The following is a 25,454-nucleotide window of genomic DNA, read 5'->3' as shown; positions in this document are numbered from 1 at the left end:
CGGGGATGAGCGTCGGCACGAGCAGCGCACCGCAAGCGGCCCGACCGGTCGGTGACCTCGCCGAACTCGGCATCGACCCCGACGACCTGCCCGACGGGCTCGTCGTCGCCGACGAGCACGGGCATGTGATCTGCTTCAACGCCGCCGCCCAGCGCATCACCGCCGTCCCCGCCGCGGACGCGCTCGGACAGCGCCTCGACAAGGCCCTGCCGCTGGAGGACCTCGAAGGCCGCCGCTGGTGGCAGTGCACCGACCCGTACGGCGGCCTCGCCATCCGCGTCGGCCAGCCCGAGCGCAACCTGCTGCTGCCCGGCGGCCGCGAGGTGCTCGTCACCGTGCGATACGTCCGCACCGAGCCCACCGGCCCCGTCCGCCGCGTCGTCGTCTCGCTGCGCGACACCGAGGCCCGCCGGCGCACCGAGCGCAGCCACGCCGAGCTGATCGCCACCGTCGCCCATGAGCTGCGGTCGCCGCTGACCTCGGTCAAGGGCTTCACCGCCACCCTGCTCGCCAAGTGGTCGCGGTTCACCGACGACCAGAAGCGGCTGATGCTGGAGACCGTCGACGCCGACGCGGACCGGGTCACCCGCCTCATCGCCGAGCTGCTCGACATCTCCCGCATCGACTCCGGGCGGCTGGAGGTGCGCCGCCAGCCCGTCGACATAGGCGCGGCCGTGGGACGGCACATCCAGGCCTACGTCGCCGCCGGACAGCCCGCCGACCGGTTCCTGCTGCGCCTCGAACAGCCGCTGCCCATGCTGTGGGCCGACCCCGACAAGGTGGACCAGGTCCTCAGCAACCTGCTGGAAAATGCGGTGCGCCACGGCGAGGGAACCGTCACGATCGACGTGACGCCCGCCGCCTCCCCCCGAGAGGGCGAGGACATCGGCACGTCGGTCACCGTGAGCGACGAGGGCGCCGGCATCCCGGAGGAGTCCATGAACCGCGTCTTCACCCGCTTCTGGCGGGGCAGCAAGCGCGGCGGCACGGGCCTCGGGCTGTACATCGTCAAGGGCATCGTCGAAGCCCACGGCGGCACCATCACGGTCGGCCGCGCCCCCTCGGGCGGCGCCGAGTTCCGATTTACCCTGCCCGTGGGGGCTCCGGCGTATCTCGCCTAGCCGCCCGCGGGCGCATTCGTACACCTCCACCCCGTTAGACTCGGCCTTTGGCACCTTTGTGTCCCATGGACGGCCCTCTGACCTCTGCGTGAGTCGGTGACGGGGACCTTCAGCCAGCCAATCGGAAGCACGGGAAGAGATGTCGGCACCGAATAAGTCGTACGACCCGGTAGAGGTCGAGGCGTTGAAACCGGAAGAGATCGAGCGCATGCGGGACGAGGCGCTCGCCGCCTTCGCCGCCGCGGACTCGCTCGACGCGCTCCAGGAGGCCAAGGTCGCCCACACCGGCGGCGCCTCCCCGCTGGCCCTGGCCAACCGCGAGATCGGCGCCCTGCCCCCGCACGCCAAGGCCGCCGCCGGCAAGCTCGTCGGCCAGGCCCGAGGCGCCGTGAACAAGGCCCTCGCGGGCCGTCAGGAGGAGCTGGAGGCCGAGCGCGACCAGCGCGTGCTGGTCGAGGAGGCGGTGGACGTCACACTGCCCCACGACCGTGTGCCGACCGGCGCCCGCCACCCGCTCACCACACTGTCGGAGCGCATCGAGGACGTCTTCGTGGCCATGGGCTACGAGGTCGCCGAGGGCCCGCAGGTCGAGGCCGAGTGGTTCAACTTCGACGCCCTCAACATCGGCCCGGACCATCCGGCCCGCGGTGAGGCCGACACCTTCTTCGTGCAGGGCCCGAAGGGCGGCACCGAGTCCGGCGTCGTGCTGCGCACCCACACCTCGCCGGTCCAGATCCGCTCGCTCCTCGGCCGTGAGCTGCCGGTGTACGTGATCTGCCCCGGCCGCGTGTACCGCACCGACGAGCTGGACGCCACGCACACCCCGGTCTTCCACCAGGTCGAGCTGCTCGCCGTCGACGAGGGCCTGACCATGGCCGACCTCAAGGGCACCCTGGACCACATGGTCCAGTCGCTGTTCGGCGAGGGCATGAAGACGCGGCTGCGGCCGAACTTCTTCCCGTTCACCGAGCCGTCCGCCGAGATGGACATGGTCTGCTACGTCTGCCGCGGCGAGTCCGTCGGCAACCCCGACCGCCCCTGCCGCACCTGCTCCAGCGAGGGCTGGATCGAGCTGGGCGGCTGCGGCATGGTCAACCCCAAGGTGCTGGCCGCCTGCGGCGTCGACCCGGAGAAGTACAGCGGGTTCGCCTTCGGGTTCGGCATCGAGCGGATGCTGATGTTCCGCCACAACGTCGAAGACATGCGAGACATGGTCGAGGGTGACATCCGGTTCACTCGGCCGTTCGGGATGGAGATCTGATGCGGGTCCCGCTTTCCTGGCTGCGGGAGTACGTCGACCTGCCGGCCACCGAGACCGGCCGTGACGTGCAGGCCAAGCTCGTTTCGGCGGGCCTCGAGGTCGAGACGGTCGAGCAGCTCGGCGCCGACCTGAAGGGCCCCCTCGTCGTGGGCCAGGTCCTCACCATCGAGGAGCTGGAGGGCTTCAAGAAGCCGATCCGCTTCTGCACGGTCGACGTCGGCACCGCCAACGGCACCGGTGAGCCGCAGGAGATCGTCTGCGGCGCCCGCAACTTCGCCGTCGGCGACAAGGTCGTCGTGGTGCTCCCGGGCGCGGTCCTCCCCGGCGGGTTCTCGATCGCCGCCCGCAAGACGTACGGCAAGACCTCCCACGGCATGATCTGCTCCGGCGACGAGCTGGGCATGGGCGACGACGGCAGCCACGGCATCATCGTGCTGCCGCCGGAGACCGAGGTCGGCAAGAACGCCATCGAGCTGCTCGAGCTGGTCGACGAGGTCCTGGACATCGCCGTCACCGCCAACCGCGGCGACTGCCTCTCCATCCGCGGCGTCGCCCGCGAGGCCGCCATCGGCTACGGCCTGCCGCTGCGCGACCCCGCCCTGATCGACGTACCGGCGCCGAACGCCTTCGGCTACCCGGTGCAGGTCTCCGAGCCCATGGGCTGCGACCGCTTCACCGCCCGCACCGTCACCGGTCTGAGCCCCGAGGCGCGCTCCCCGCTCTGGCTGCAGCGCCGGCTGCAGAAGGTCGGCATGCGCCCGATCTCGCTCGCCGTCGACATCACCAACTACGTGATGATGGAGCTCGGCCAGCCGCTGCACGCCTACGACCGCACGCTGGTCCAGGGCACGATCGGCGTCCGGCGGGCCGCGGAGGGCGAGCAGATCGTCACCCTCGACGGCACGACGCGCACGCTGCACGCCGAGGACCTGGTCATCACCGACGAGCGCGGCCCCATCGGCCTCGCCGGCGTGATGGGCGGCGCCGACACGGAGATCGCCGACCACTCGGACCTGGAGAACGCCTCGACCGACGTGGTCATCGAGGCCGCGCACTTCGACGCGGTGTCGATCGCCCGTACGGCGCGTCGCCACAAGCTGTCCTCCGAGGCCTCCCGGCGCTTCGAGCGCGGCGTCGACCCGCAGGCCGCGGCGGCCGCCGCGCAGCGCACGGTCGACCTGCTGGTGCTGCTCGCGGGCGGCACCGCCGACGCGGGCGTCACGGAGGTCATCGCCCCGTCCGCCCCGCACACGATCAGCGTCCCGGCCGACCACCCGGACAAGGTCGCGGGCGTGGTGTACGGCCGCGAGACCGTCGTCCGCCGGCTCCAGGAGATCGGCTGCGACGTCTACGGACAGGACGAACTGCTCGTCACCGTCCCGTCCTGGCGGCCCGACCTCGTCGAGGTCAACGACCTGGCGGAGGAGGTCATCCGGCTGGAGGGCTACGAGAACCTGCCCTCCACGCTGCCCAAGCCGCCCTCCGGCCGCGGTCTCACCCACCGCCAGCGGCTGCACCGCCGCGTCGGCCGCGCCCTGGCCGGCGCAGGCTACGTCGAGGCGCCGAACTACCCGTTCATCGGCGAGGGCGTCTTCGACCAGCTCGGCCTGGCCGCCGACGACCCGGCCCGCCGTGTCGTCAAGCTCACCAACCCGCTGAACGACGAGGAGCCCGCGCTCTGCACGTCGCTGCTGCCGGGCCTGCTGGCCGCCCTGCGGCGCAACGACGGCCGGGGCAGCCATGACCTCGCGCTGTTCGAGACCGGGCTGGTCTTCCACCCGCGCGAGGAGGCCGGCGCCGCCGGTCACCTCCCGGTCGACCGTCGCCCCACCGACGAGGAACTGGCGTCGCTCGACGCCGTGCTGCCCGAGCAGCCGCGCCATGTCGCCGCCGTCCTCGCGGGCGCCCGCGAACAGGCCGGCTGGTGGGGCAAGGGCCGTCCGGCGGACTGGGCCGACGCGATCGAGGCGGCGCGCGCCGTCGCACGGGAGGCCGGGGCCGAGCTGATCGTCCGCAGCGGTCAGTACGGGCCGTGGCACCCGGGCCGCTGCGCCGAGTTCGTGGTGGTCGCCGACGGCGCGGAGCGGGTCGTCGGTCATGCGGGCGAGCTGCACCCCCGGGTGCTGAAGGCGCTGAGCCTGCCCGCACGCACCTGTGCGATGGAGCTGAACCTCGACGTCCTGGAGGCGGTCGGCAACGACACCCCTCAGGCGCCGAGCATCTCCACCTTCCCCGTCGCCACGCAGGACGTCGCCCTCGTCGTCGACACGTTCGTGCCGCACTCCGACGTCGAGTCCGCGCTGCGCGAGGGCGCGGGCGAACTGCTGGAGGGGATCCGGCTGTTCGACGTGTACGAGAACGCGGAGCAGCTGGGCGAGGGGCGGAAGTCGCTCGCCTATGCGCTGCGCTTCCGCGCGGGCGACCGGACGCTGACCGTCGATGAGGCGTCGGCGGCCCGGGACGCGGCGGTTGCCCTCGCGGGCGAGCGGACGGGCGCGGTGCTCCGGGGCTGACGTCGCTCGTCGGCCGCGCCACGTCTGTGGCCGGTCGCGCCCACGCGGCGGAGCCGCACATCGGCACAGCCCCGCGCCCCTGGGGTGTTTCACTCATCCGGGTGGCAAGTCGAGGCGAACCGGTCCCTCCGGGCCATCGCCTCGGCAGAATCGGACCGGCCTTTCGGGGCCGGTCCGATTGCGTTGCTGGGCCTGGATGGGGGGCCGTCTCGACATGTTCGGCAGCAGGCGGCCGTTGCGCCGGGCCCTGTCACTGGGGTTGCCCACGGCCTGGGGCGCCCTCGCGGTCGCCTACAAGCTGACCTGTCCACTGGCCCAGCAGGACGGACTCGGCGCCAGGATCGTCACCAGCGCCGTCTTCTTCGCCGTCGGCACCGGGCTGATCCTCCAGGTACGGCATACGCTGCTGCGCGAACTGAAGCAGGCCCGCAGGGTCGCCGGGGCCGCCCAGAGCGTGCTGCTGCGACCGCTGCCGCCGCGCGTCGAGGGGCTGAACGTGGCGGCGGCCCGACTCTCCGCGGACCGTGGCGCCTCCGTCGGCGGCGACCTGTACGAGGTCGTCGCCACCGAGCACGGCGTGCGGGCCGTGATGGGCGACGTCCGGGGGCACGGGCTCCCCGCGCTCGGCACGGTCGCCGCCCTCCTCGGCAGCTTCCGCGAGGCCGCCCATGACGAGCCCGACCTGGGTCGCGTCCTGCGCCGCCTGGACCGTGCCCTGGACCGGCACCTGCGCGAACGGGCCCGTGACGCCCCCGATGCGCCGGTGACGGAGGAGTTCGTCACCGTGCTGGTGCTGGAGATCCTGGGGGACGGCGAGGTGCGCGCCGTGAACTGCGGGCATCCATGGCCGTACCTCCTGAGCGGCACGAGCGTGGAGCCGCTGTCGAGTGCGGACCCGCTGCCCCCGCTGGGTCCGTTCCCCCTGCCGACCGAACTCCCGCCCACATCCTGCGGGCAGCTGCTCCGCGACGAGTCCCTCGTCCTGTTCACGGACGGCGCGGAGGACGCGCGGGACGCTCGCGGCCGCTTCTTCTCCCTGACGGGAGCACTGGAGAAGGCCCTGATGGACCACCCGGTCACGGCCGAGCAGATCCTGCGCACCACCCTGGCCGCACTCTTACGGCACACGGCAGGCAGACCGACCGACGACGTGGCCCTACTGGTGCTGGCGAACGGACGTGAGTGCAACCCCCTGGGGGTGCGGGGCGCTGACATCAGCGGCTCCGCCGTGCGGGCGCGACCGGCCACAGCAGACCCGCAGCCGACAACACACCTGTAGTTTCCGGCCGAATGGTTTCCGGCCGAATCCGCGGAGCGCCACGCCGGGCCGCCGTTTCATGAGGGGGAGCCGGCGGCCCGGCGAACCTCTTGCGAGGCGTTCCAGTCAACCGGCTGGAAACGCTCAGCGACAGCGCGTGCACGCTATGAATGCGCGCACTCGGTTCACACCCCGTGTGAAGACACACCCACTACTCTGACGGCACCGAGGCACCGGGGGGCACCCATGCAGCCCAACACTCTGCTCGACGCGATCCTGGACGAGGCGGGCATCTCGCATGCGGGCCTCGCCGCTCACGTCAACCAGGCCGGTCGGGTCCGCGGACTCGCGCTGCGGTACGAGCACACGGCGGTCGCCCGGTGGCTGAAGGGCCAGCGGCCGAGGGGCCAGGTGCCCGACCTGATCTGTGAGGTGCTGGCGGCGCGGCTGCACCGGCCGATCACCCTCGACGACATCGGCCTGGGCGTCCCGGGCGAGCCGTCCTCCCCGCACGGCACCTCGCTCTCCGGCTTCGTCGAGCGGGCCACCGCCCTGTGGCGCTCCGACGAGCAGCAGCGCCCGCACGTCCTGGGCGCGCCCGCCGTCACCGGCACTCCGGCCGTGATGCCGGTGTGGGAGTGGGAGAACCCGCCGGAGGACGTGGACGTCTCCCGTGGCGGCCGGCATCGCGTCACCTCCGCCGACATCGAGATGCTGCGCGCCGCCCGCGCCCACTACGAGCAGATGTACCGCAAGGCGGGCGGTATCGCGACCCGCAGCCGGGTCGTCGGTTTCCTCAACGCCGAGGCGGCCCCCCTGCTGCGCGGCAGCTACACCGATGAGACGGGCCGTCAACTGCACCGCGCCACCGGCGGGTTGGTGGCGGTCGCCGGGATCTGCGCCTATGACTCCGACGCGCACGGGCTGGCCCAGCGGTACTTCCATCAGGCGCTGCGGCTGGCAAAGGCCAGTGGGGACCGGGGACTTGGCGCGTATGTCATCGCGCTCCTGGTCAACCAGTCCTTGTTCATGCGGGAGTACCGGCAGGCCGTGGCCTTCGCGGAGGCGGCCTTGCGGGCGGCGGGCAAGCACATCACGCCCGCCCTCGCCTCCGACCTGTACGCGATGCAGGCCAAGGCGTACGCCCACCTCGGCGACGGCACGAGCGCCCTGTCGTGCATCCGGCGTGCCGAGACGGCCGCCGAACGCATCCTGCGCGGGCGCGAACCCGACGAGACCGGCTATGTCCAGCCGGGCCTGGTCAACGTCCAGGTGGCGGAGGCGCTGCTCAGCCTCGGCGACCTCACCGCCGCCGCGGAGCATGCCGTGGCCGCCGTCGACACCCCGGCGCACGACCGGGGGCGGGTGCACCGGCTGGCCATGCTCAGCACGATCGAACTGCGTCAGGGCAACGCCGACAAAGCGGTGGTCACCGCGGTGCGGATGGCCGAACAGGCGCGGGGAATGGAGTCCCAGCGCCTGCGGGACAGACTTCGCGCGGTGCGCGAACACCTGGTGCGCAGTGACTGCGCGGGCACCGCCGAGGCCGCCGAGCTCATCGACGGAGCGCTGCGGGTGCCGTTGTAGAGCCCGATGCTGCATAGTTCCTGCTGCGATATTGCCACTTACTCGACGGAAGGTGGCAGAACCGTGCAGTGGACGAAACAGAACGAACAAACTGTGTATGAAAACCGCTGGTTCAGCGTCAACCTGGCAGATGTGGAGCTGCCGGACGGCCGGCATCTGGACCACTTCCTCATACGGCTGCGGCCCGTCGCGGTGGCGACCGTCGTGAACGCGGCCAACGAGGTCCTCCTGCTGTGGCGGCACCGTTTCATCACCGACAGCTGGGGGTGGGAACTCGCGGCGGGGGTGGTCGAGGACGGCGAGGACGTCGCCCGCGCGGCCGCCAGGGAACTCGAGGAGGAGACCGGCTGGCGACCGGGGCTTCTGCACCACCTGATGAGCGTGGAGCCGTCCAACGGGCTCACCGACGCCGTCCACCACATCTACTGGTCGGACCACGGCGAGTACGTGGGACACCCGGTGGACGACTTCGAGTCGGACCGCCGGGAGTGGGTCCCGCTCAAGCTCGTTCCCGACATGGTCGCCCGGGGGGAGGTCCCGGCCGCCAACATGGCGGCCGCGTTGATGCTGCTGCACCACCTCAGGCTCGGCTGAAGGCCTGCCGGATCGTCACGATCAGCGCGGCGACGGCGGTGAGCGCGGCGACGGCGGTGAGCGCGGTGTGCGAACACGGCGGGCCCGGCGCGTCCGAAGAGCGCCGGGCCCGTGCCGTTCACTGCCGGTGAGCAGTACCTGCCGGCGATCAGTACGTGTAGAAGCCCGAGCCGGTCTTGCGGCCCAGTCGGCCCGCGTCCACCATGCGCTGGAGCAGCGGGGGAGCCGCGTACAGCGGTTCCTTGTATTCCTCGTACATCGAGAACGCGACCGACGCGACCGTGTCCAGGCCGATCAGGTCGGACAGCTTCAGCGGGCCCATCGGGTGGGCGCAGCCCATCTCCATGCCGTTGTCGATGTCCTCGCGGCTGGCGATGCCCGTCTCGAACATCCGGATCGCGGAGAGCAGATAGGGGATCAGCAGCGCGTTGACCACGAAGCCGGAGCGGTCCTGGGCCCGGATCGCGTGCTTGCCCAGCACCTTCTCGGCGAACAGCTGCGCCCGCCCGAGCGTGCCCTCGGAGGTGGTCAGCGCCGGGATCAGCTCGACGAGTTTCTGCACCGGGGCCGGGTTGAAGAAGTGGATGCCGACGACCTGGTCGGGCCGGGAGGTGGCGACCGCGAGCTTCACCAGCGGGATGGAGGAGGTGTTGGAGGCGAGGATCGCGTCCCGGCGGGTCACGACCTGGTCGAGGACCTGGAAGATCTCGGTCTTGACCTGCTCGTTCTCGACCACGGCCTCGATCACCAGATCGCGGTCGGCGAACTCGCCGAGGTCCCTGGTGAAGCTGAGGCGCGCCAGCGTCGCGTCCCGCTCCTGCTCGGAGATCTTGCCGCGCTCGGCGGCCTTGGCCAGGGAGTTGAACAGCCGGGTCCGGCCGAACTCCAGGGCCTCGCCGGTGGTCTCGGCGACCTTGACGTCGAGTCCGGCGCGCGCGCAGACCTCGGCGATGCCCGCCCCCATCTGGCCGCAGCCGACCACTCCGACCCGTTCGATGTCGGTCACATCGTCCCTTTCGCCGCGCTGACTGAAGATGGCAGTCGCAGGTCTGCCGGGTTTCGGCCCGCCTGCTCCGATCGTGCACGTTACTAGCAAGTATCGATGATCGATCGCCGGGGTGGGGGCATGCTGAGCCCCGAAACGATCCGTGACCGAGCGGATCCGCGGAGTATGTGGGGATGTGTGTGATGGGGCGACTGTCCCGGCGGGCCTTGGCACTGGCAGCGCTGTCGGCGTTCACCACGACGGGGGCGGCGCCCGCGCGCCAGGGGGCCATGCCCCCGGCGCGGCGGCGGGCGACGACCGAGATGCGGGGGATGTGGCTGGCGACCGTCAGCAACCGCGACTGGCCGTCCCGGTCCGGCCTGAGCGCCGCGGCGCAGCGCGCCGAGCTGATCGCCTGGCTCGATCTGGCGGTGAGCAAGCGGCTCAACACGGTGGTCTTCCAGGTGCGGCCCACGGCCGATGCGCTGTGGCCCTCGCCCTACGAGCCGTGGTCCCAGGTGCTGACCGGCGTCCAGGGCGGGTCACCGGGCTGGGACCCGCTGGGCACGGCCGTCGCGGAGGCCCATGCGCGGGGGCTGCAGCTGCACGCCTGGTTCAACCCGTATCGGGTCGCGACCCACGACGACCCCACGAAGCTCATCGCCTCCCATCCCGCTCGCCTGCACCCGGACTGGGTGGTGTCGTTCGGCGGGAAGCTCTACTACAACCCCGGGCTGCCCGAGGTCCGCGCTTTCGTGCAGGACGCGATCCTGGACGCGGTGCAGAAGTACCCGGTGGACGCGGTGCACTTCGACGACTATTTCTACCCGTACCCGGTGGCCGGTCAGACCTTCGACGACGAGGCGGCGTACGACGCGTACGGCGGCGCCTTCCCCAACCGGGCCGCCTGGCGGCGCGACAACATCGACCAGTTGGTGCTGGAGACGGCCGCCCGGATCAAGGCCACCAGGCCCGGCACCCAGTTCGGGATCAGCCCGTTCGGGGTGTGGCGCAACGCCTCCACCGACGCTAAAGGCTCGGACACCAAGGCGCTCCAGTCGTACGACGACATCCACGCCGACACCCGCAAGTGGGTGCGGGAGGGCTGGCTCGACTACATCGTCCCGCAGCTGTACTGGAACATCGGGCTCTCGGCCGCCGACTACGCCAAGCTCGTGCCGTGGTGGGCGGGGGTGGCCAAGGGCAGCCGCACCCGGCTGTACATCGGCGAGGCCCTGTACCGGGCCGGCGACCCGGCGCAGTCCGCGGCCTGGCAGGACCCGGCCGAACTGACCCGCCATCTCGATCTGGCCGCCGCCCACCCGGAGGTGCGCGGGCACGTCTACTTCGCGGCCAAGGATGTGCGCACGGACCGGATCGGGGCGATGGCACGGGTCATCGCCGACCACTACCAATAGCCGGCCGAGCCGCCGCGCTGATCGGTCGCCGCCGGGGTTCCTCCGACTCGATCCGCCGGACAGGCCCTAGCCGTGTCGTTCCTCGGTCGCCTTGTGGCGGATCTCGGTGTCCGGGCCGGGTGAGCACACGCCCACGTGCCCGTCCTCGAAGCGGACGCGGTACGGGGGATTGCCTCCCTGGCCCAGTACCTCGACGATCTCGCCGACCTTGTCGTGTTGACCGACCACCCTGCCGTGCTGGACAAGCTGGTCGCCCGTGGTTGCGCGCATCTGTGGGCCTCCTCACGGTCCGGGTACGGCCGAACGGTCCGGGTACGGCCGATGTACGGCGAGCCTAGCCACGCGCCCGCTGCGTGACGGCGATGCAGATGAGCACGGCCGCGGCTGTCAGCGGAGCGGCGGGTGTGAGGTGCTCACCCAGCAGCAGCACCGACCACACCAGTGTGAGCAGGGGTTGGGCCAACTGCAACTGGCTGGCCTTGGGAATGCCGATCGCCGCCATGCCCCGGTACCAGACGACCAGGCCCAGGAACTGCGAGCCCACCGCGACCCACAGCAGCCCGGCCACGCTGTGCGCGGTCAGCTGGACGGGCTCGTGGGCCAGGGCGAGCGCGGCGGCGGGCAGAGTGAGCGGCAGACAGAACACCAGCGCCCAGCCGATGACCTGCCAGCCCGGCATGACCCGGGCCAGTCGGCCGCCCTCGGTGTAGCCGGCCGCGCACACCAGCAGCGCCCCGAACAGATACAGGTCGGCCCCGGTCAGGGCCCCGCCGCTCTGCTGCACGGTGAAGGCCGCCACCGCGGCCGCGCCGGCCAGCGCCGCCGCCCAGAAGGTGCGGGAGGGGCGGGTGCCCATGCGCAGGGCGGACAGCAGAGCGGTCGTCAGCGGCAGCAGGCCGACCACGACGGCGGCATGCGAGGTCGTGGACGTCCGCAGCGCGAGCGTGGTGAGCAGCGGGAAGCCGACGACGACCCCGGCGGCCACCACGGCGAGCCCGGGCCAGTGCCGCCGGGCGGGCAGCGGCACGCGGAGGGCGAGCAGACACCCGCCCGCGATCAGGGCGGCCAGCACGCTGCGCACGGCCACCAGCGACCAGGGGCCGAAGCCCTCCAGCCCCCAGGCGGTGGCGGGGAAGGTGAGGGAGAAGGCGACGACGCCCAGGGCGGCCTGGAGGGTGCCGAGGCGGCCCGGCCGCTTGTTCACCCGGGGGGCCGTTCCCGGGACCGTCCGTGAGCCCGTCCGTGAGCCCGTCCGCGAATCCGTCCGCGAGTCCGGCTGCGGGTCCGTCCGCGGGGTGCTGACCGCTATCGCCGACCGTGCAGTAGCGCTACTCTGTGTCTTCATGCAAGAGCGTAGCAGTGTGGGCGAGCTGGCAGAACAGCTGCGGCGGGAGGTCGACCGCTACTCTCCTGGTGGAAAGCTGCCGTCGAGTCGGGCCCTGGTCGAAAGGTTCCGGGTGAGTCCGGTGACCGTCTCGCGGGCGCTGGCGCAGCTGGCCGCCGAGGGACTGGTGGTCACCCGGCCCGGTGCGGGCGCCTTCCGGGCCCGGCCGCCGCGGGCGAGCGCCGCCCCCGCCGGCGACACCTCCTGGCAGGAGGTCGCGCTGAGCGCGGACGGCGCCGGCGACCTCGTCCCGCGCTCGGTGGACGCCTCCGGGGTGACGGTGTCGCTGGCAGCCCCGCCGCCCGGCGTGATCGAGTTCAACGGCGGCTACCTGCACCCCTCGCTACAGCCGGAGCGGGCGATGGCCGCGGCCCTGGCCCGGGCCGGACGGCGCCCCGGCGCCTGGGGACGGCCGCCCATGGAGGGCCTGCCGGAGCTGCGCGAATGGTTCGCGCGGACCATCGGCGGCTCGGTCACCGCGGCCGAGGTGCTGGTCAGCGCGGGCGGTCAGGCGGCGCTCACCACCGCCCTGCGCGCCCTCGCCCCGCCCGGCGCACCCGTCCTCGTCGAGTCGCCGACCTACCCCGGCATGCTCGCCATCGCCAGATCGGCGGGACTGCGCCCGGTCCCGGTCCCGGTCGACGCGGACGGGGTGAAGCCGGAGCTGCTCGCCGACGCGTTCCGGGCCACCGGCGCCCGGGCCTTCGTCTGCCAGCCCCTGTTCCAGAACCCGACCGGCGCCGTCCTGGCCGCCGGCCGGCGCGGGGAGGTGCTGCGCATCGCGCGGGAGGCGGGCGCCTTCGTCGTCGAGGACGACTTCGTGCGGCGGCTCGCGCACGAGGACGCCGGTCAGCTGCCGCGTCCGCTCGCCGCCGAGGACCCCGACGGCGTCGTCGTGCACGTCGGCTCGCTGACCAAGGCGACCTCGCCGAGTTTCCGGGTCAGCGCCCTGGCCGCCCGCGGCCCGGTCCTGGAACGTCTGCGGGCCATCCAGGTCGTCGACACCTTCTTCGTGCCCCGCCCGCTCCAGGAAGCGGCGCTGGAACTCGTCGGCTCGCCCGCCTGGCCCCGCCATCTGCGGGCCGTGGCCGCCGAGTTGCGGGTCCGCCGGGAGGCGATGGCCGCCGCGCTGCGGCTACGGCTGCCCGAGCTGGCCCTCCCGCACATCCCGTCCGGCGGCTACCACCTGTGGCTGCGGCTGCCGGACGGCGTGGACGACACCGTGTTCACGGCCGCGGCGCTGCGCGCGGGCGTCGCCCTCACCCCCGGCCGCCCCTACTTCAGCGCCGAACCCCCGGCCGCCCATGTGCGGCTGAGCTTCGCGGCCGTCGCCGGGACGGAGGAGATCGCGGAGGGGGTGCGGCGGCTGCGGGCCGCGTGCGACGAGGTGCAGCCCGCAAATCGCTCGACATGAGGGACGCCGTCTTGTGAGGATCCGGCCATGAGCCCCATCGACTTCACCCCGGCCGTCGCCGAGGGGTACGAGATCTCCGCCGACCCCGCCCGGATCGACGCCGAGCGGGTGCACCGCTGGCTGTCCACGGACGCGTACTGGGCGCTCGGGCGCGAGCGGGACAAGCAGGACCGGGCGATCGCCGGGTCGGTGAACTTCGGCGTCTACGACACGGCGTCGGGCGAGCAGGTCGGCTACGCGCGCGTGGTGACGGACCTCACGACCTTCGCATGGCTGTGCGACGTGTACGTGGATCCGGCGGCCCGGGGCAAGGGCCTCGGCACCGCCCTCGTCGCCGCCGTACGCGACCACCTGCGGCCGCACGGGGTGCGCCGCCTCCTGCTCGCCACGCACGATGCGCACGGAGTGTACGAACAGGTCGGCTTCACGGCGCTGGAGAAGCCGGACCAATGGATGGCGCTGATGTTTTCCGGGGACTTGTCCGGCAGATCCTGACTCGTCGGTAAGTTTTCTTCCGGCCGTCGGCCAACAGCTCTTGACCTGCTCAGTTGCGCGGCTCACCATCACCGCATGCCACTTCGGGTCACGTTCGTCGCCGCCGCTCGCAGCTCCACGCTGCTCGCGGAGCGCTTCGAGGACGACCGGCCGCTGGACCAGGAGGGCTGGGGCGAGGTGGTGCGCGCGGCCGACGCCCTGGTGCCGCTCGCGGCCGCCGAACTGCGCTACTGCTCGCCGACCCAGCGCAGCCGGGCCACCGGGGACGCGCTCGGCTACGCCCCGCTCGTGCAGCTCGCCCTGCGGGAGTGCGACATGGGCCGCTGGCGCGGTTTCACGCTGGGCGAGGCGATGGCCCGCGAGCCGCAGGCCGTGGACGCCTGGCTCGCCGACCCGCTGGCCACCCCGCACGGCGGCGAGTCGCTGCTGGCGTTCGTCTCCCGGGTCGGCGGCTGGCTCGACACCCGGCCGCCGGAGGACGGCTGCCGGATCGTCGCCGTCGCCGAGCCGAGCGTGATCCGGGCCGCCCTGGTGTACGTGCTCAAGGCGCCGCCCGCGACGTACTGGAACATCGACGTGCGCCCGCTGTCCACGACGACCGTCACCGGCCGGGCCGGTCGCTGGAACCTCCGCCTCGAAGGGGCCTCGGCTCAGCCCACGCGCGCGTAGTCGGTGGTGAGGAGCAGGTCCTTGGCGGGGCCGGCCACGCGCCAGACCGACCGCCAGCGGTCCGCGTCCCGGACGGTGAACTCGCCCCGGTAGAGGTCGGCCGAGCAGGGGTGGTCGGCGATGTGCCGTCCCGTGCGCAGATCCAGGTCGTGGAAGGGGCGGCCGTCGGCGAACCGTACGTCCGCGGTGCCGGGCGTCGGGCCCGGCAGAAAGCGCAGGGTGCGCTCGGCGGGCCGGGCGACGCCGAGCCAGACGAACGTGCCGGACTCGTGCTGCAGCAGCCCGCCGTCATCGCTCGCGCCGAACACGGTGACCCCGTCGAAGCGGCCCTCGTCGCCGCTCGCCCGGTCCCGTACCGACCGCGTCACCCGCCAGCTGCCGGCGAGGTACGCCAGTACGTCCGGCACCGGCCGGAACTCGCCCATCCGTTCCTCGCCTCCGACACTTTCGCTGCTGCCCGCCCCATTGACGCGTCTCTGACACCTACCTATCTTGCCGTTCGAAGTGCTGATCATCGTCTGATATTTCGAACAACTCGCATCATTGGGCACCCATCGAGCATCACTGAGCCGCGGAGTTATTCATGTCACGCAGCACCAACCGCACCCGCTGGAGAGTCGGTCTCGGCGCGACCGCCCTCCTGACGGCCACCACCCTCGTGCCCGCCCCCGCGCACGCCGAGGCCGTGACCGACTACGCCATCACCGTCGACCCCGCCGCCAAGGGCGCGAAGATCGACGACACGATGTACGGCGTCTTCTTCGAGGACATCAACCGGGCGGCCGACGGCGGTCTGTACGCCGAGCTCGTGCAGAACCGATCCTTCGAGTACTCGACGGTCGACAACAGGGCGTACACCCCGCTGACCTCCTGGACGGTCGACGGCACCGCGCAGGTCCTGAACGACACCGGACGCCTCAATGAGCGCAACCGCAACTACCTCTCCCTGGCCGCCGGTTCGGCCGTGACCAACGCCGGCTACAACACCGGTGTCCGGGTCGAGCAGGGCAAGAAGTACGACTTCTCGGTGTGGGCCCGCGCCGAGAGCGGCAGCACGCTCACCGTGAGCCTGCAGGACGCCGACGGCACCCTGGCCACCGCCCGCGAGGTGGCCGTGCGCACCGGCGGCTGGGCGCAGTACAGGGCGACCTTCACCGCGACCCGCACCAGCAGCGACGGCCGCCTGACCGTGGCCTCCGCCGCCGCGAGCGCCCTCGACATGGTGTCCCTGTTCCCCCGCGACACCTACAGGCACGAGCCCAACGGCCTGCGCAAGGACCTCGCCGAGAAGATCGCCGCCCTGCACCCGGGCTTCGTCCGCTTCCCCGGCGGCTGCCTGGTCAACACCGGCTCCATGCAGGACTACAGCGAGGCCTCCGGCTATCAGCGCGCCCGCTCCTACCAGTGGAAGGACACGATCGGCCCGGTCGAGCAGCGCGCCGTCAACTCCAACTTCTGGGGCTACAACCAGAGTTACGGCCTCGGCTACTACGAGTACTTCCGCCTCGCGGAGGACGTCGGCGCGATGCCGCTGCCCGTCGTCCCGGCCCTGGTGACCGGCTGCGGCCAGAACAAGGCCACCGTCGACGACGCGCTGCTGAAGCGGCACATCCAGGACACCCTCGACCTCATCGAGTTCGCCAACGGCCCGGTGACCTCGACCTGGGGCAAGAAGCGCGCCCGGATGGGCCACCCGAAGCCGTTCCGCCTCACCCACATAGAGGTCGGCAACGAGGAGAACCTCCCCACCGAGTTCTTCGCCCGATTCAAGGAGTTCCGGGCCGCGATCGAGGCCGAATACCCGAACATCACGGTCATCTCCAACTCCGGCCCGGACGACGCGGGTTCGACCTTCGACACGGCCTGGCAGCTCAACAAGGACGCCGAGGTCGACATGGTCGACGAGCACTACTACAACAGCACGCAGTGGTTCCTGCAGAACAACGACCGCTACGACTCCTACGACCGCAGCGGCCCGAAGGTCTTCCTCGGCGAGTACGCCTCCTGGGGCAACGCCTTCAAGAACGGCCTCGCCGAAGCGGCCTTCATGACCGGCCTGGAGCGCAACGCCGACGTCGTGAAACTCGCCTCCTACGCACCGCTGTTCGCCAACGAGGACTATGTGCAGTGGAGCCCGGACATGGTGTGGTTCAACAACCACGCCTCCTGGAACTCGGCCAACTACGAGGTCCAGAAGCTGTTCATGAACAACGTCGGCGATCGCGTGGTGCCCTCGACGGCCACCGGAACCCCGTCCCTGACCGGCCCCATCACCGGTGCCGTCGGCCTGTCCACCTGGGCGACCAGCGCGGCCTACGACGATGTGCGGGTGACGGACGCGGACGGTGAGTCGCTGCTCAGCGACGACTTCTCCGGCGACGCCTCGCAGTGGACGCACACGGGCGGCGGCAGCTGGGCGCTCCAGGACGGGCAGTACGTGCAGACCGACACCGCCGCCGAGAACACCATGGTCTCGGCCGGTGACACCGCCTGGCACGACTACGACCTGCACGTGAAGGCCACGAAGAAGTCCGGCAAGGAAGGCTTCCTCGTCGCGTTCGGCGTCAAGGACACCGGCAACTTCTACTGGTGGAACCTGGGCGGCTGGAACAACACCCAGTCCGCTGTCGAGCAGGCCGTGGACGGCGGCAAGTCGACGCTGATCTCCAAGGCCGGGTCCGTCGAGACGGGCCGCGCCTACGACGTCGACGTCAAGGTGCGGGGCCGTCAGGTCACCCTCTACCTCGACGGCAAGGAGTGGGGCAGCTTCACCGACGACAAGCCGGCCGAGCCGTTCCGGCAGGTGGTCACCAAGGACAAGAAGACCGGCGACCTGATCGTCAAGGTCGTCAACGCCCAGGCCACGGACGCCCGTACGGCGATCGACCTCGGCGGGGCCAAGGTCGCCTCCAAGGCGAAGGTGACCACGCTGGCCGCCGCGCCGGACGCGGTGAACTCGCAGACCCGGACACCGGTCGCGCCGGTGACGTCCACCTTCACCGGGGTCGCCGCGAAGTTCTCCTACACCTTCCCGGCGAACTCGGTCACCTTCCTGCGGATCAGACAGCGGTAACCGGTTCCGGCCGACGGGGACGGGCGTGGGCGATCACAGCCCACGCCCGTCACGTCCTTGCGCCGTCGGTGTCGGTGTCGGTGTCGTGGCGAGCACCGGCGCGAGGTTACGCAGCCCGGCGGCCTGGGCAAAGATCGCTGTGACTGAGCGCCACAGATGGCGGACTTCGCCAACTATGGCGCAAACGCCGAGGTCGTGCTTCAGGGGTTGAGCTGGCCTCTGACATCGTCGAAGATTGGCGTGACCCCGACCTGCTCGAAGAACTTCTCCATGAGCTCGAAGATGCTCTTCCAGGCCCAAGCGGTACAGCCATGGCCAAGGCAGCGGTCGGGGAAGTAGGGGTTTTGCTTTGGCATGAACGGATTCTCTGGGAACTTCCCCTTCAACTTGGCAGCGAGCCCCTTGCGGGCTTCTTCCTCCGTGGCACCTACGCCAACCCGCCACTCAGCCGGGTAGTGAACCAGGTCATTGCGTAGACTCACCACCAACTGCGCTTCTTGGAAAGGGCTAGCGCCACGTTTGAAGGGCTCTCTCCGCAGTAGATGAAGAACCAACTGGAGTCGGTCCAGAGTCGATGGACCACTTCTGCCCCAAGCCTTCTTGAGGGCCGTCAAGGCTTGGCGCTCATCTTGCGGTAGCCCGCCGAGAGCCCCACCGACGCCCAGGTTCTCGTGATCAGCTGAGGCCAGCAGCTCATTAAGCGACGCTTCCATGAAGGCGACTGAGGCGAGGATGGCAGCGGCAGCGTAACTACGGTGCTCTGCTTCCTTATCCGGGCTGGAGGTCTCCAGGGTCTCTTCCAATTCACGGCACTTGCGTGAAAATAGAGTGGCAGCCCTGGCGTGATCCTTCGAGTACCAATGCCAAGCTTCCGTACGGACACTTGCATCATATGCCGTCACAAACACATCATGACTGACTCCGGGTACATTGCAAGTGGATGGCAGCACAGCTCGGAAGCCAGCCAGTTGGAGGCTCAGAACTGCCATCCGAAGCGCTCGCGCGACCACCCTCGTGTTCAGTCGCATTGACTGCGACTGAAGTGCTTCAGGCGACGGGTGCACGGTTGAGCTCGCGGGGATGAGCAGTCCAGTCTCATGGAGTGAGCGCCGAGGTCGCAGCCACCTACCGAGTCGGCTTCGTCGAACTAATTCGGTCCTGGGACGACCACTACTTTGGCTTCTATGGCTTCTATGGCCTCGGGCGCTGAGTGGCCAGGATAGGTGGGTCAAAACTCCACGCGGGGGCGTTCGATGATATCCCGGCTCAGTAGGGTTCGAATGTCGGACTCTGGAATTCCGGAACGATTGACGAAATCGGCGAAGGAGGTTCCAGTCGTTTCCATGAGTTCTAGTGCGCGTTGCAAGAGTACCGGAGCCTCTGGATTCCCTAGAGGGCCTGGCTCTACCTTCCTCCATCCTCGGACGGACAATGCTTTCCATGCCTGCGCGTAGGTGTGCTCGCTCATGATGCCGAGCGTTTTTGCCCTGACCAGGAGGGCAGCTAGCGAGACGTGCCATTTTGCCTTCAAGCGGAGAAAAGCAGGCCAGTCGAGCCGGTCTGGAAGTTCAGTTTTGATGTCGTCGGCTGGCATTAGGAATGCAGCAGCGAACTCGTGAGCTTGGCTCTCGGTGGCCTTATCACCGATTTTTCCAGTTAGGCCGTGCAAGACCAGATGTCCTAGTTCGTGGGCCGCATCGAAGCGGGAGCGGTCGCGCAGCCCCTTGTCGGCCCCGAGGGCAACAATGGGCCTGTCGGGGAAGTCGACACAAAATGCATCAACTTTTTCAATGCTGACACGGAAGCGGACGACGACAACGCCGTTCATCTCCATCAGCCGCACGACGTCTTGAACGGGACCGCGTGGGACATTCCAGTGATCGCGGACCTGTGCTGCCGCTTGTTCGATATCGGCGGACTGAAGAGGCTGCCCTTCGTTGATTGGAACGCGAGGCAGGTTGAGGTCGGGAAGCGCGACGTATTTTTCGAGCTCAAGCGCGAGTTCTCGTGCGAGGTGCACGTAGGCAAGGGCTTGTTGACGATCTCGGGGGGAGGTAGATCGAAGGCTGCGGAAGAACCCGTTGGCCTGATCCTGGGCAGGTGGGCGGGCTGGGGCTGCGAAGAACGATGGCGGTACCCGCAAGGCGACCGCAAGTCGGCGAAGCGTCGATGTGGCGGGCTTGGTGTGCCCGTTCTCGAACTGACTGATCGAGGCTGCGGTGACGGAGCCCACTTCCCGGGCCAGTTGCACCTGGGTGAGCCCACGGAGTTCGCGCGCCATCCGCAGTCGGGCGCGATCGAACAGGGCTGCGATGTCGCCGGGGTCCAGTTGCGGGTCGTTCACGTCGCTCGTCTCCGGGCCAGTCAACGTCCACTGATCAGCGGACGATTCTCGATCTTGAATGCTCCGCTCGCATCTTAGGCACACCTTGGTTACCGGTCGGTCAAATTGCTCAGCTTCAGCGGAACACGCCCGAGTGAAGTGTGTCGAGTTGCATCTCCGCCATGTCGTGTACTGTACCCAAAACGCGGAAGATGATGTTCAGATCTGAGGTAACCCGCCACGTGTGGGGGATGGAGCTGAGGTGCTGAGAGTTCAGGAGTGCGTGCTGTCGGACGAGGTGATCACCGCCGACTCGGCGGAGGTCGCGTTGTGGGACGCCATCGTGGTGCCGGAGGAGATCAAGGAGCGGTTGCGCAACCAGACTGTGTTGTCGCTGCTTGTGCGGCCTGATCTGCCGTTTGCGGTGACGGCGTTGCACGGCTTGTGCACGCTCTACGGACCTCCTGGCACTGGCAAGACCACCCTGGCACGGGGTCTGCCGGCGCAGGTCGCCCGCTATGTCGCCGGAGGTGCGGTCCGTCGGATCGAGATCAACCCGCACGGGCTAATGAGCGCCGAGCACGGGCAGTCGCAGCAGCGGGTCAGCGAGCTGCTCGGCGAATACGTGCCGGCTCTCGCATCGGATGGCGTGCCGACCGTGGTGATCCTCGACGAGGTCGAGTCGATGGCGGTCGCCCGCTCGGCGGCGTCGCTGGCAGCCAACCCGGCCGATGTCCACCGTGCCACCGACGCGGTTCTCACTGCCTTGGATCTCAACGCCGCTGAGCACCCGCACCTCTTCTTCGTCGCGACCAGCAACTTCACCACCGCACTGGACGAGGCGTTCCTCTCCCGCTCCGACGCCGCCATCCTCGTCCCGCTTCCCGAGCCGGAGGCGCTGCGGAAGATCTTGGCCTCCACGCTGCTGACGCTGGCCGGCAAGTACCCCGCCTTGGGCGAGCTGGCCCGCTCCTCGACGATGGATCGCATCGCCGAAGCGGCTCACGGGCTGGACGGCCGCCGTACGCGCAAGGTGGTCTTCGAAGCCCTGGCGCAGCGGCTGGACACGGTGCTGGACCCCGGCCGCCTCACCGAAGAGGACCTGGCCGCTGCAGTGCACAACGCCGTCGGGGAGACGGGCCAGCCGGAGGTGTCCCGTGCGGCGTACTAGGCAGGTGGCGGCCTCTCCTATGCGCAGCGCCAGCGGAACCTGGACTGTGATCGCGGACCTCGTGGCGGACACCGTGGAGCAGTCCTCCGCGCTGTCCCGCGACGAGGCAGTGCAGGCGATGTCGGCCGCCGAGTCGGTCGGGCGGATGCTGATCGCGGCAGGGCACCTGCAGCAGCACCCGATCACCTTGGTTGCCGGCAAGGTGCACTGCGAGATCACGACGGTGTCCGGAACAGAGGCGCTGACGTTGGAGGAGAACCTCAACCCCGTCCCCGGCGCGGCGGGCGCCGACGATTTCACGATCCACCTGCCGTCCCCAGCCCCGCTCCAGGAGCAGGTGAAGGCAGCCGCCGACGGTCACGCCCGGTTGTCCGACGCTGTCCCGCCTGCTCCGGAGACGAAGGCGGCCAACTCCGGCCCGCTGATTGACCGTGAGGTTCTACGACGGGCGGTGACCCAGCGATGACCTCCACCTATACCTACAGCTACACCCGGACCCACACCGCCACGCACCTGACCGACGTCATTCTCGGCACCATCACCGACATCCTCGCCGACCTCGGTATCAACATGGACCGGCTGCATCGCGACTGGGTGCAGAACGAGAACGCGATCAAGGCGTGGATCGAGGAGGGTTCCCTCGACACGGTCGTCGTGGAGTGCCACCAGCCCTCGGGCGCCGTGGCGCCGGTGATCGAGTTCCCGGTGTCCTACACCACCTCCGGAAACGGCAATGCCGAGTTCACTGCCTCCCGTGCCCGGGCCGCCCGGTTCCGAGCCAAGTTCGACCAAGTGCCCACGGGTACCACTCACCGGCTGTTCTGCACCTTCAACGGACCCCGCACTCCGCAACCAGGTTGGGGGCCCGGTCAGCGGGCGAGCACCGACGGCCTGCGAGGCATCACCTTCGGCACCCTTGGCTCTGCCCCGCACGCCTCGACCGGCATGCGATACCTCCACACCTGAGACCACGAGCAGGAAGACACCGCTATGGGATACATCGACGACGCCTTCACCAACCTCAAGCACAACCTGGAGATCACTCAGACCGAGCAGAACCTGGCGAAGGCACGGCACGAGGCCATCCGCGACTTCGTCCGGTCGCACTGGGATCTCGAGGACGACTTCCTCACCGGTAGCTACCGGCGCGACACCAAGACGAAGAAGCTCAAGGACATCGACATCTTCGTGGTCCTCGACGCCAACGGTTCCCAGGCAGGCTTCCGCGATCAAGCTCCCATCCAAGTGATCAACGCATTGGAGACCCTGCTCCGTCAGAACTGGAGCTCTGCCGCCCGTGACGGCATGGCCGTCGTCATCCCCTACGGCCCCGACGACGAGGTCATGTCGATCGATGTCGTCCCCGCCTTCAAGCGAGCCGACGGCGGCTACTACATCCCCAACCCCTCGGCGGGCGGCTGGATCGCGACCAACCCCAAGCGTCACCACGAACTGAGCATCGCCAAGAATGCCGAGTGTGACGGCAAGTTCGTACCCTTCGTCAAGATGGTCAAGGGCATCAACCGCGAACTCGGCGAGCCCGTGTCGCCGTCCTTCCTGCTGGAAGTCATGGCCCAGTCGCTGGTGAAGCCGCCGATCGGGCGCTACCAGGACGAGATCGTGCTGTTCTTGGCCACCGCCGCCGAACGCATCGGTGACGAGTGGCCCGACCCCGCCGGCCTGGGCGGTGACGTCAACGCCGTCATGAACGCGACTCAGAAGCTCGCCGCGGCCAACATGCTCAACCAGGCCCGCGCCATCGCAGAGCAGGCGGTTGACCTAGAGGACGAGGGACAGGAACGCGCCGCCTACGACGAGTGGAAGAAGCTGTTCGGGGACAGGATGACAAGGCCATGAACCTCTCCACCGACCCCGGCGGTGTCCACGGGATCCCGCCCCGGGCCATCCACGAGCGGCAGCTCGACGACGACATGCTGCTCCTCCAACGCGCCGCGTCGGCAAGCCACCAACGCGGCCAACTCCTCGAAGCCGTACGCGTCACCGCCGCCGTCGTGCTCGCCGCGGCCGGTGTCCTGATCACCCTGATCGGCCACGGCCGGACAACTGTCTCGATCGTCGGGTTCTTCTGGTTCGTCGTCTCAGCGTTCCTGCTCAAGGGAATCGCCGGAAACACCGCCCGCCAGGGCGCCCTGCTTCAGGAGATGTTCGACATCGCCCTGTTCCACTTGCCGTGGCGTGCCACCGTTGCAGGCGATCCCGTCCCCGAACCCGACGTCCGCCGTCTCGCGCGCAAGCTCCCCCTGGGAGGCGCGAAGGACAAGCGCATTACCGATGGCTGGTACGACCCCACTCACGACGTCCACCACCCCTACGACGTATTCGTCGCCCAAGAACAGAACCTTGCGTGGGACGCTCGCCTCCGCCGCCGCTACAGCCACCTCATCGCCGCCACCACGATTCTGTGGACGGCCATCGGCCTAGTCGTCGGTCTCGTGATCGCAGGCGTCACCATACGTGACACCCTCCTCAGCTTCTTTGTTCCGTCCCTGGCGGCCTACCAGATCGCCTACGAGATCTGGTCCGGCCAACGCAAGGTGGCAGAGGAACGCGACCGGCTCACCAAGGTCGTCAACACCGAGCTACACAACGGGCGCCCCGGCCCCGTCCCCGAGGACGAATGGCACCGCCTACGAAACGTCGCACGGGACGTACAGGACGGCGTACTCCGTACCCGCCTGGACACCACGCGCGTACCCGAGTGGTTCTACAAGCGATTCCGCGACGACGATGAACGCGACTTCGGCGATACCGCAGAAGGCCACCGCGTCCGCCTCGCCCAAGGCACACCCCCGCCCATATAGCTTCATGGGCGAGATGTTCCAAGCCTGTTCATTTCGTGGGGCGTGACCCAGGTTTAGTGGCGCATGGTGCAGTCAGCTTGGGTTGCTCTGTTTTCGTCGGGGGAAGGCGTCGCCGACCGGCCAGTGTTTGGGCAGACCGAGGGCGGTGTGCGTGGGGCGAGCCGCTGGCTGGTGTTCAACTTGGATGTCGACCAGCTGTGCGGTTTCCCATGTAGGGAGGATGGGGGCTGGAAGTGATCTGGGGTCGGGGCTTTGCCAGAGGACGGGGGTGTTCTTCGTCCAGGTCCAGGGCGCTGGGTTGTTGACGATTAGCACGCCGCTGACCCTGTCGTGGGCGTGGTCGTAGGTGGCGGTCCAGTAGCCGTCGGGCTTTCGGCCGAAGGTCGGTGTGCTGCCGTGGGCGTACTCGACCGAGGCCCCGTACAGCGCGGTCTCGGTGTCCTCGTCTTCGGGGAACGCGGCCGCATGGCCAACCGCCACGATGAACGGCAGGTCCAGGTCGCCGTACTTCCCGCCCTTCCTTTTGACCGCTTCGAGCACCCGGTCCGGCTCGCCGCCGAACCAGGCAATCGCGGGGTGGATGCCGATTGTCCTGCTCGTTGGGTCGCCTCGCTTGCCGGGGCTGCGGGGGATCGCCTGGAATGTGAGGCACCAGCCAGCCTCCTGCCAAGTGTGCCTGGGCAGCGGCACCTTGCGCTCGTACCCGGCGATGACTTGGTCGGGGTCCAGGCTCGCGAGCCACCGAGTCAGCCCGGCCTTCAGCCGCTTCTGCGGCGGTGCTGCCGATCCGGCCCTGTCAAGGTCGTACGACACGAAGAAGTTGGGGCTCGGCACGCTATTGATGGCATCGGTCAGATGAGGTGGGAGCGTGCTAGACACCGTGTCGCCCAGGCGCTGGGCCGTCCAGATTGCCTCGACGACGAATTGCTCGCCGTCGCGGGTGACCAGGAAGTCCGGGTTCTTGCCACTCGTGCCTATCCGAGGCTCGATCTCCACAGTGCAACCGGCACCGAGCAGCATCTCGTGCAGGTACAGCTCCCACAGCGCGGCAAAGACGTTCGTATCGGAGTTCCGATCCAGTAGTCGACTACGCAAGCCGGGCTGAGCCTCATCAGGGAAGTGCGACCACCACTCATTGATCACATCCCGAACCTGGTCCCAGAACGGACCGGCGATCCTCTCGAAGAACTCAGCTTCCGGCTCCGCCGCTCGCTTTGGCGACACATCCGTCCGATTCCGGCTCGTGTATACGACCATGACCAAGGATCGTAGAACGTCCCGTCGACCACTCCCATACATTTTCCGCAGCGGTGTGGTAGGCGCGTAGTTCTAGCCGAAAAATCAAGGAAGTAGCACCTGACCTGTG

At 69.4% G+C, this 25,454-nt stretch carries 23 protein-coding genes; 16 read left to right on the top strand and 7 right to left on the bottom strand.

Annotation, left to right across the window (positions count from 1 at the left end; all coding sequences use genetic code 11):
* Nucleotides 1-5: 5 nt before the first annotated feature.
* The 6 genes from ACWD4O_RS18610 (at nt 6) to ACWD4O_RS18585 (ending at nt 8,334) form a co-directional block, all read left to right on the top strand.
* A complete protein-coding gene (locus ACWD4O_RS18610) occupies nt 6-1,121 on the top strand; it encodes a sensor histidine kinase (protein WP_358806410.1) in 1,116 nt (371 codons plus the stop codon).
* A gap of 139 nt (nt 1,122-1,260) precedes the next feature.
* Nucleotides 1,261-2,382: a phenylalanine--tRNA ligase subunit alpha gene (pheS, locus tag ACWD4O_RS18605; RefSeq protein ID WP_451281018.1), complete on the top strand. Its 1,122-nt coding sequence runs from the start codon at nt 1,261-1,263 to the stop codon at nt 2,380-2,382.
* Nucleotides 2,382-4,895, top strand: coding sequence for a phenylalanine--tRNA ligase subunit beta (gene pheT / locus ACWD4O_RS18600; protein ID WP_451281016.1), 2,514 nt, complete (start codon nt 2,382-2,384; stop codon nt 4,893-4,895). Before pheS ends, pheT begins: the two co-directional genes overlap by 1 nt.
* A gap of 214 nt (nt 4,896-5,109) precedes the next feature.
* Complete coding sequence (locus tag ACWD4O_RS18595) at nt 5,110-6,174, top strand: PP2C family protein-serine/threonine phosphatase (protein WP_451281014.1); 1,065 nt, start codon at nt 5,110-5,112, stop codon at nt 6,172-6,174.
* A gap of 225 nt (nt 6,175-6,399) precedes the next feature.
* The gene (locus tag ACWD4O_RS18590) at nt 6,400-7,740 is read left to right on the top strand and encodes a transcriptional regulator (RefSeq protein ID WP_451281012.1); all 1,341 of its coding nucleotides are present in this window, start codon (nt 6,400-6,402) and stop codon (nt 7,738-7,740) included.
* Nucleotides 7,741-7,803: 63 nt separating this feature from the next.
* Nucleotides 7,804-8,334, top strand: coding sequence for an NUDIX hydrolase (locus ACWD4O_RS18585; RefSeq protein WP_351908034.1), 531 nt, complete (start codon nt 7,804-7,806; stop codon nt 8,332-8,334).
* A 148-nt stretch (nt 8,335-8,482) separates the two neighbouring features.
* On the opposite strand, the gene ACWD4O_RS18580 is transcribed toward ACWD4O_RS18585, so the two are convergent.
* Complete coding sequence (locus ACWD4O_RS18580) at nt 8,483-9,340, bottom strand: 3-hydroxybutyryl-CoA dehydrogenase (RefSeq protein ID WP_450947875.1); 858 nt, start codon at nt 9,338-9,340, stop codon at nt 8,483-8,485.
* A 182-nt stretch (nt 9,341-9,522) separates the two neighbouring features.
* Between ACWD4O_RS18580 and ACWD4O_RS18575 the strand changes: the two genes are divergently transcribed.
* The gene (locus tag ACWD4O_RS18575; protein ID WP_451281010.1) at nt 9,523-10,737 is read left to right on the top strand and encodes a glycoside hydrolase family 10 protein; all 1,215 of its coding nucleotides are present in this window, start codon (nt 9,523-9,525) and stop codon (nt 10,735-10,737) included.
* A gap of 66 nt (nt 10,738-10,803) precedes the next feature.
* Here ACWD4O_RS18575 and ACWD4O_RS18570 read toward each other — a convergent pair whose 3' ends face one another.
* Both ACWD4O_RS18570 and ACWD4O_RS18565 read right to left on the bottom strand, forming a co-directional pair.
* Entirely contained in the window at nt 10,804-11,007 is a 204-nt protein-coding gene (locus tag ACWD4O_RS18570; protein WP_451281008.1) for a DUF1918 domain-containing protein, read from the bottom strand.
* Nucleotides 11,008-11,071: 64 nt separating this feature from the next.
* Nucleotides 11,072-12,082: a DMT family transporter gene (locus ACWD4O_RS18565; protein WP_451281006.1), complete on the bottom strand. Its 1,011-nt coding sequence runs from the start codon at nt 12,080-12,082 to the stop codon at nt 11,072-11,074.
* Here ACWD4O_RS18565 and ACWD4O_RS18560 point away from each other — a divergent pair.
* The 3 genes from ACWD4O_RS18560 (at nt 12,081) to ACWD4O_RS18550 (ending at nt 14,699) form a co-directional block, all read left to right on the top strand.
* The gene (locus tag ACWD4O_RS18560; protein WP_451281004.1) at nt 12,081-13,535 is read left to right on the top strand and encodes an aminotransferase-like domain-containing protein; all 1,455 of its coding nucleotides are present in this window, start codon (nt 12,081-12,083) and stop codon (nt 13,533-13,535) included. The genes ACWD4O_RS18565 and ACWD4O_RS18560 overlap by 2 nt on opposite strands.
* A gap of 27 nt (nt 13,536-13,562) precedes the next feature.
* A complete protein-coding gene (locus ACWD4O_RS18555) occupies nt 13,563-14,030 on the top strand; it encodes a GNAT family N-acetyltransferase (protein ID WP_451281002.1) in 468 nt (155 codons plus the stop codon).
* Nucleotides 14,031-14,105: 75 nt separating this feature from the next.
* Nucleotides 14,106-14,699 carry a histidine phosphatase family protein gene (locus tag ACWD4O_RS18550; RefSeq protein ID WP_450947881.1) on the top strand — a complete coding sequence of 198 codons (594 nt, stop codon included), beginning with the start codon at nt 14,106-14,108 and terminating at the stop codon, nt 14,697-14,699.
* On the opposite strand, the gene ACWD4O_RS18545 is transcribed toward ACWD4O_RS18550, so the two are convergent.
* Nucleotides 14,681-15,124, bottom strand: a complete 444-nt coding sequence (locus tag ACWD4O_RS18545) for a DUF6314 family protein (RefSeq protein ID WP_451281000.1) — start codon at nt 15,122-15,124, stop codon at nt 14,681-14,683. The genes ACWD4O_RS18550 and ACWD4O_RS18545 overlap by 19 nt on opposite strands.
* 158 nt (nt 15,125-15,282) lie before the next feature.
* Here ACWD4O_RS18545 and ACWD4O_RS18540 point away from each other — a divergent pair, with 158 nt between their 5' ends.
* Complete coding sequence (locus ACWD4O_RS18540; RefSeq protein ID WP_451280998.1) at nt 15,283-17,772, top strand: alpha-L-arabinofuranosidase C-terminal domain-containing protein; 2,490 nt, start codon at nt 15,283-15,285, stop codon at nt 17,770-17,772.
* A 200-nt stretch (nt 17,773-17,972) separates the two neighbouring features.
* On the opposite strand, the gene ACWD4O_RS18535 is transcribed toward ACWD4O_RS18540, so the two are convergent.
* Both ACWD4O_RS18535 and ACWD4O_RS18530 read right to left on the bottom strand, forming a co-directional pair.
* A complete protein-coding gene (locus ACWD4O_RS18535; protein ID WP_451280997.1) occupies nt 17,973-18,674 on the bottom strand; it encodes a hypothetical protein in 702 nt (233 codons plus the stop codon).
* A gap of 326 nt (nt 18,675-19,000) precedes the next feature.
* Entirely contained in the window at nt 19,001-20,116 is a 1,116-nt protein-coding gene (locus ACWD4O_RS18530; protein ID WP_451280995.1) for a helix-turn-helix domain-containing protein, read from the bottom strand.
* Between the two features lie 262 nt (nt 20,117-20,378).
* Between ACWD4O_RS18530 and ACWD4O_RS18525 the strand changes: the two genes are divergently transcribed.
* The 5 genes from ACWD4O_RS18525 to ACWD4O_RS18505 are packed head-to-tail and all read left to right on the top strand — an operon-like array spanning nt 20,379 to nt 24,088.
* Nucleotides 20,379-21,266 carry an AAA family ATPase gene (locus ACWD4O_RS18525; protein WP_451280993.1) on the top strand — a complete coding sequence of 296 codons (888 nt, stop codon included), beginning with the start codon at nt 20,379-20,381 and terminating at the stop codon, nt 21,264-21,266.
* A 19-nt stretch (nt 21,267-21,285) separates the two neighbouring features.
* On the top strand, nt 21,286-21,732 hold the full coding sequence (locus tag ACWD4O_RS18520; RefSeq protein ID WP_451280991.1) for a hypothetical protein: 447 nt from the start codon (nt 21,286-21,288) through the stop codon (nt 21,730-21,732).
* Nucleotides 21,729-22,232, top strand: a complete 504-nt coding sequence (locus tag ACWD4O_RS18515; protein ID WP_451280989.1) for a hypothetical protein — start codon at nt 21,729-21,731, stop codon at nt 22,230-22,232. The genes ACWD4O_RS18520 and ACWD4O_RS18515 overlap by 4 nt, the downstream gene beginning before the upstream one ends.
* A gap of 24 nt (nt 22,233-22,256) precedes the next feature.
* Nucleotides 22,257-23,123: a CBASS oligonucleotide cyclase gene (locus tag ACWD4O_RS18510; protein ID WP_451280987.1), complete on the top strand. Its 867-nt coding sequence runs from the start codon at nt 22,257-22,259 to the stop codon at nt 23,121-23,123.
* On the top strand, nt 23,120-24,088 hold the full coding sequence (locus ACWD4O_RS18505; RefSeq protein WP_451280985.1) for an S-4TM family putative pore-forming effector: 969 nt from the start codon (nt 23,120-23,122) through the stop codon (nt 24,086-24,088). The genes ACWD4O_RS18510 and ACWD4O_RS18505 overlap by 4 nt, the downstream gene beginning before the upstream one ends.
* A gap of 72 nt (nt 24,089-24,160) precedes the next feature.
* Here the strand turns inward: ACWD4O_RS18505 and ACWD4O_RS18500 are convergent, their stop codons facing one another.
* Entirely contained in the window at nt 24,161-25,345 is a 1,185-nt protein-coding gene (locus ACWD4O_RS18500) for a hypothetical protein (protein ID WP_451280984.1), read from the bottom strand.
* Nucleotides 25,346-25,454: the final 109 nt, after the last annotated feature.

It is taken from the genome of Streptomyces sp. NPDC002623, assembly GCF_053592635.1.
Note: the sequence above shows the minus strand (reverse complement) of the source record. Positions and strands in the feature narration are given on the sequence as shown.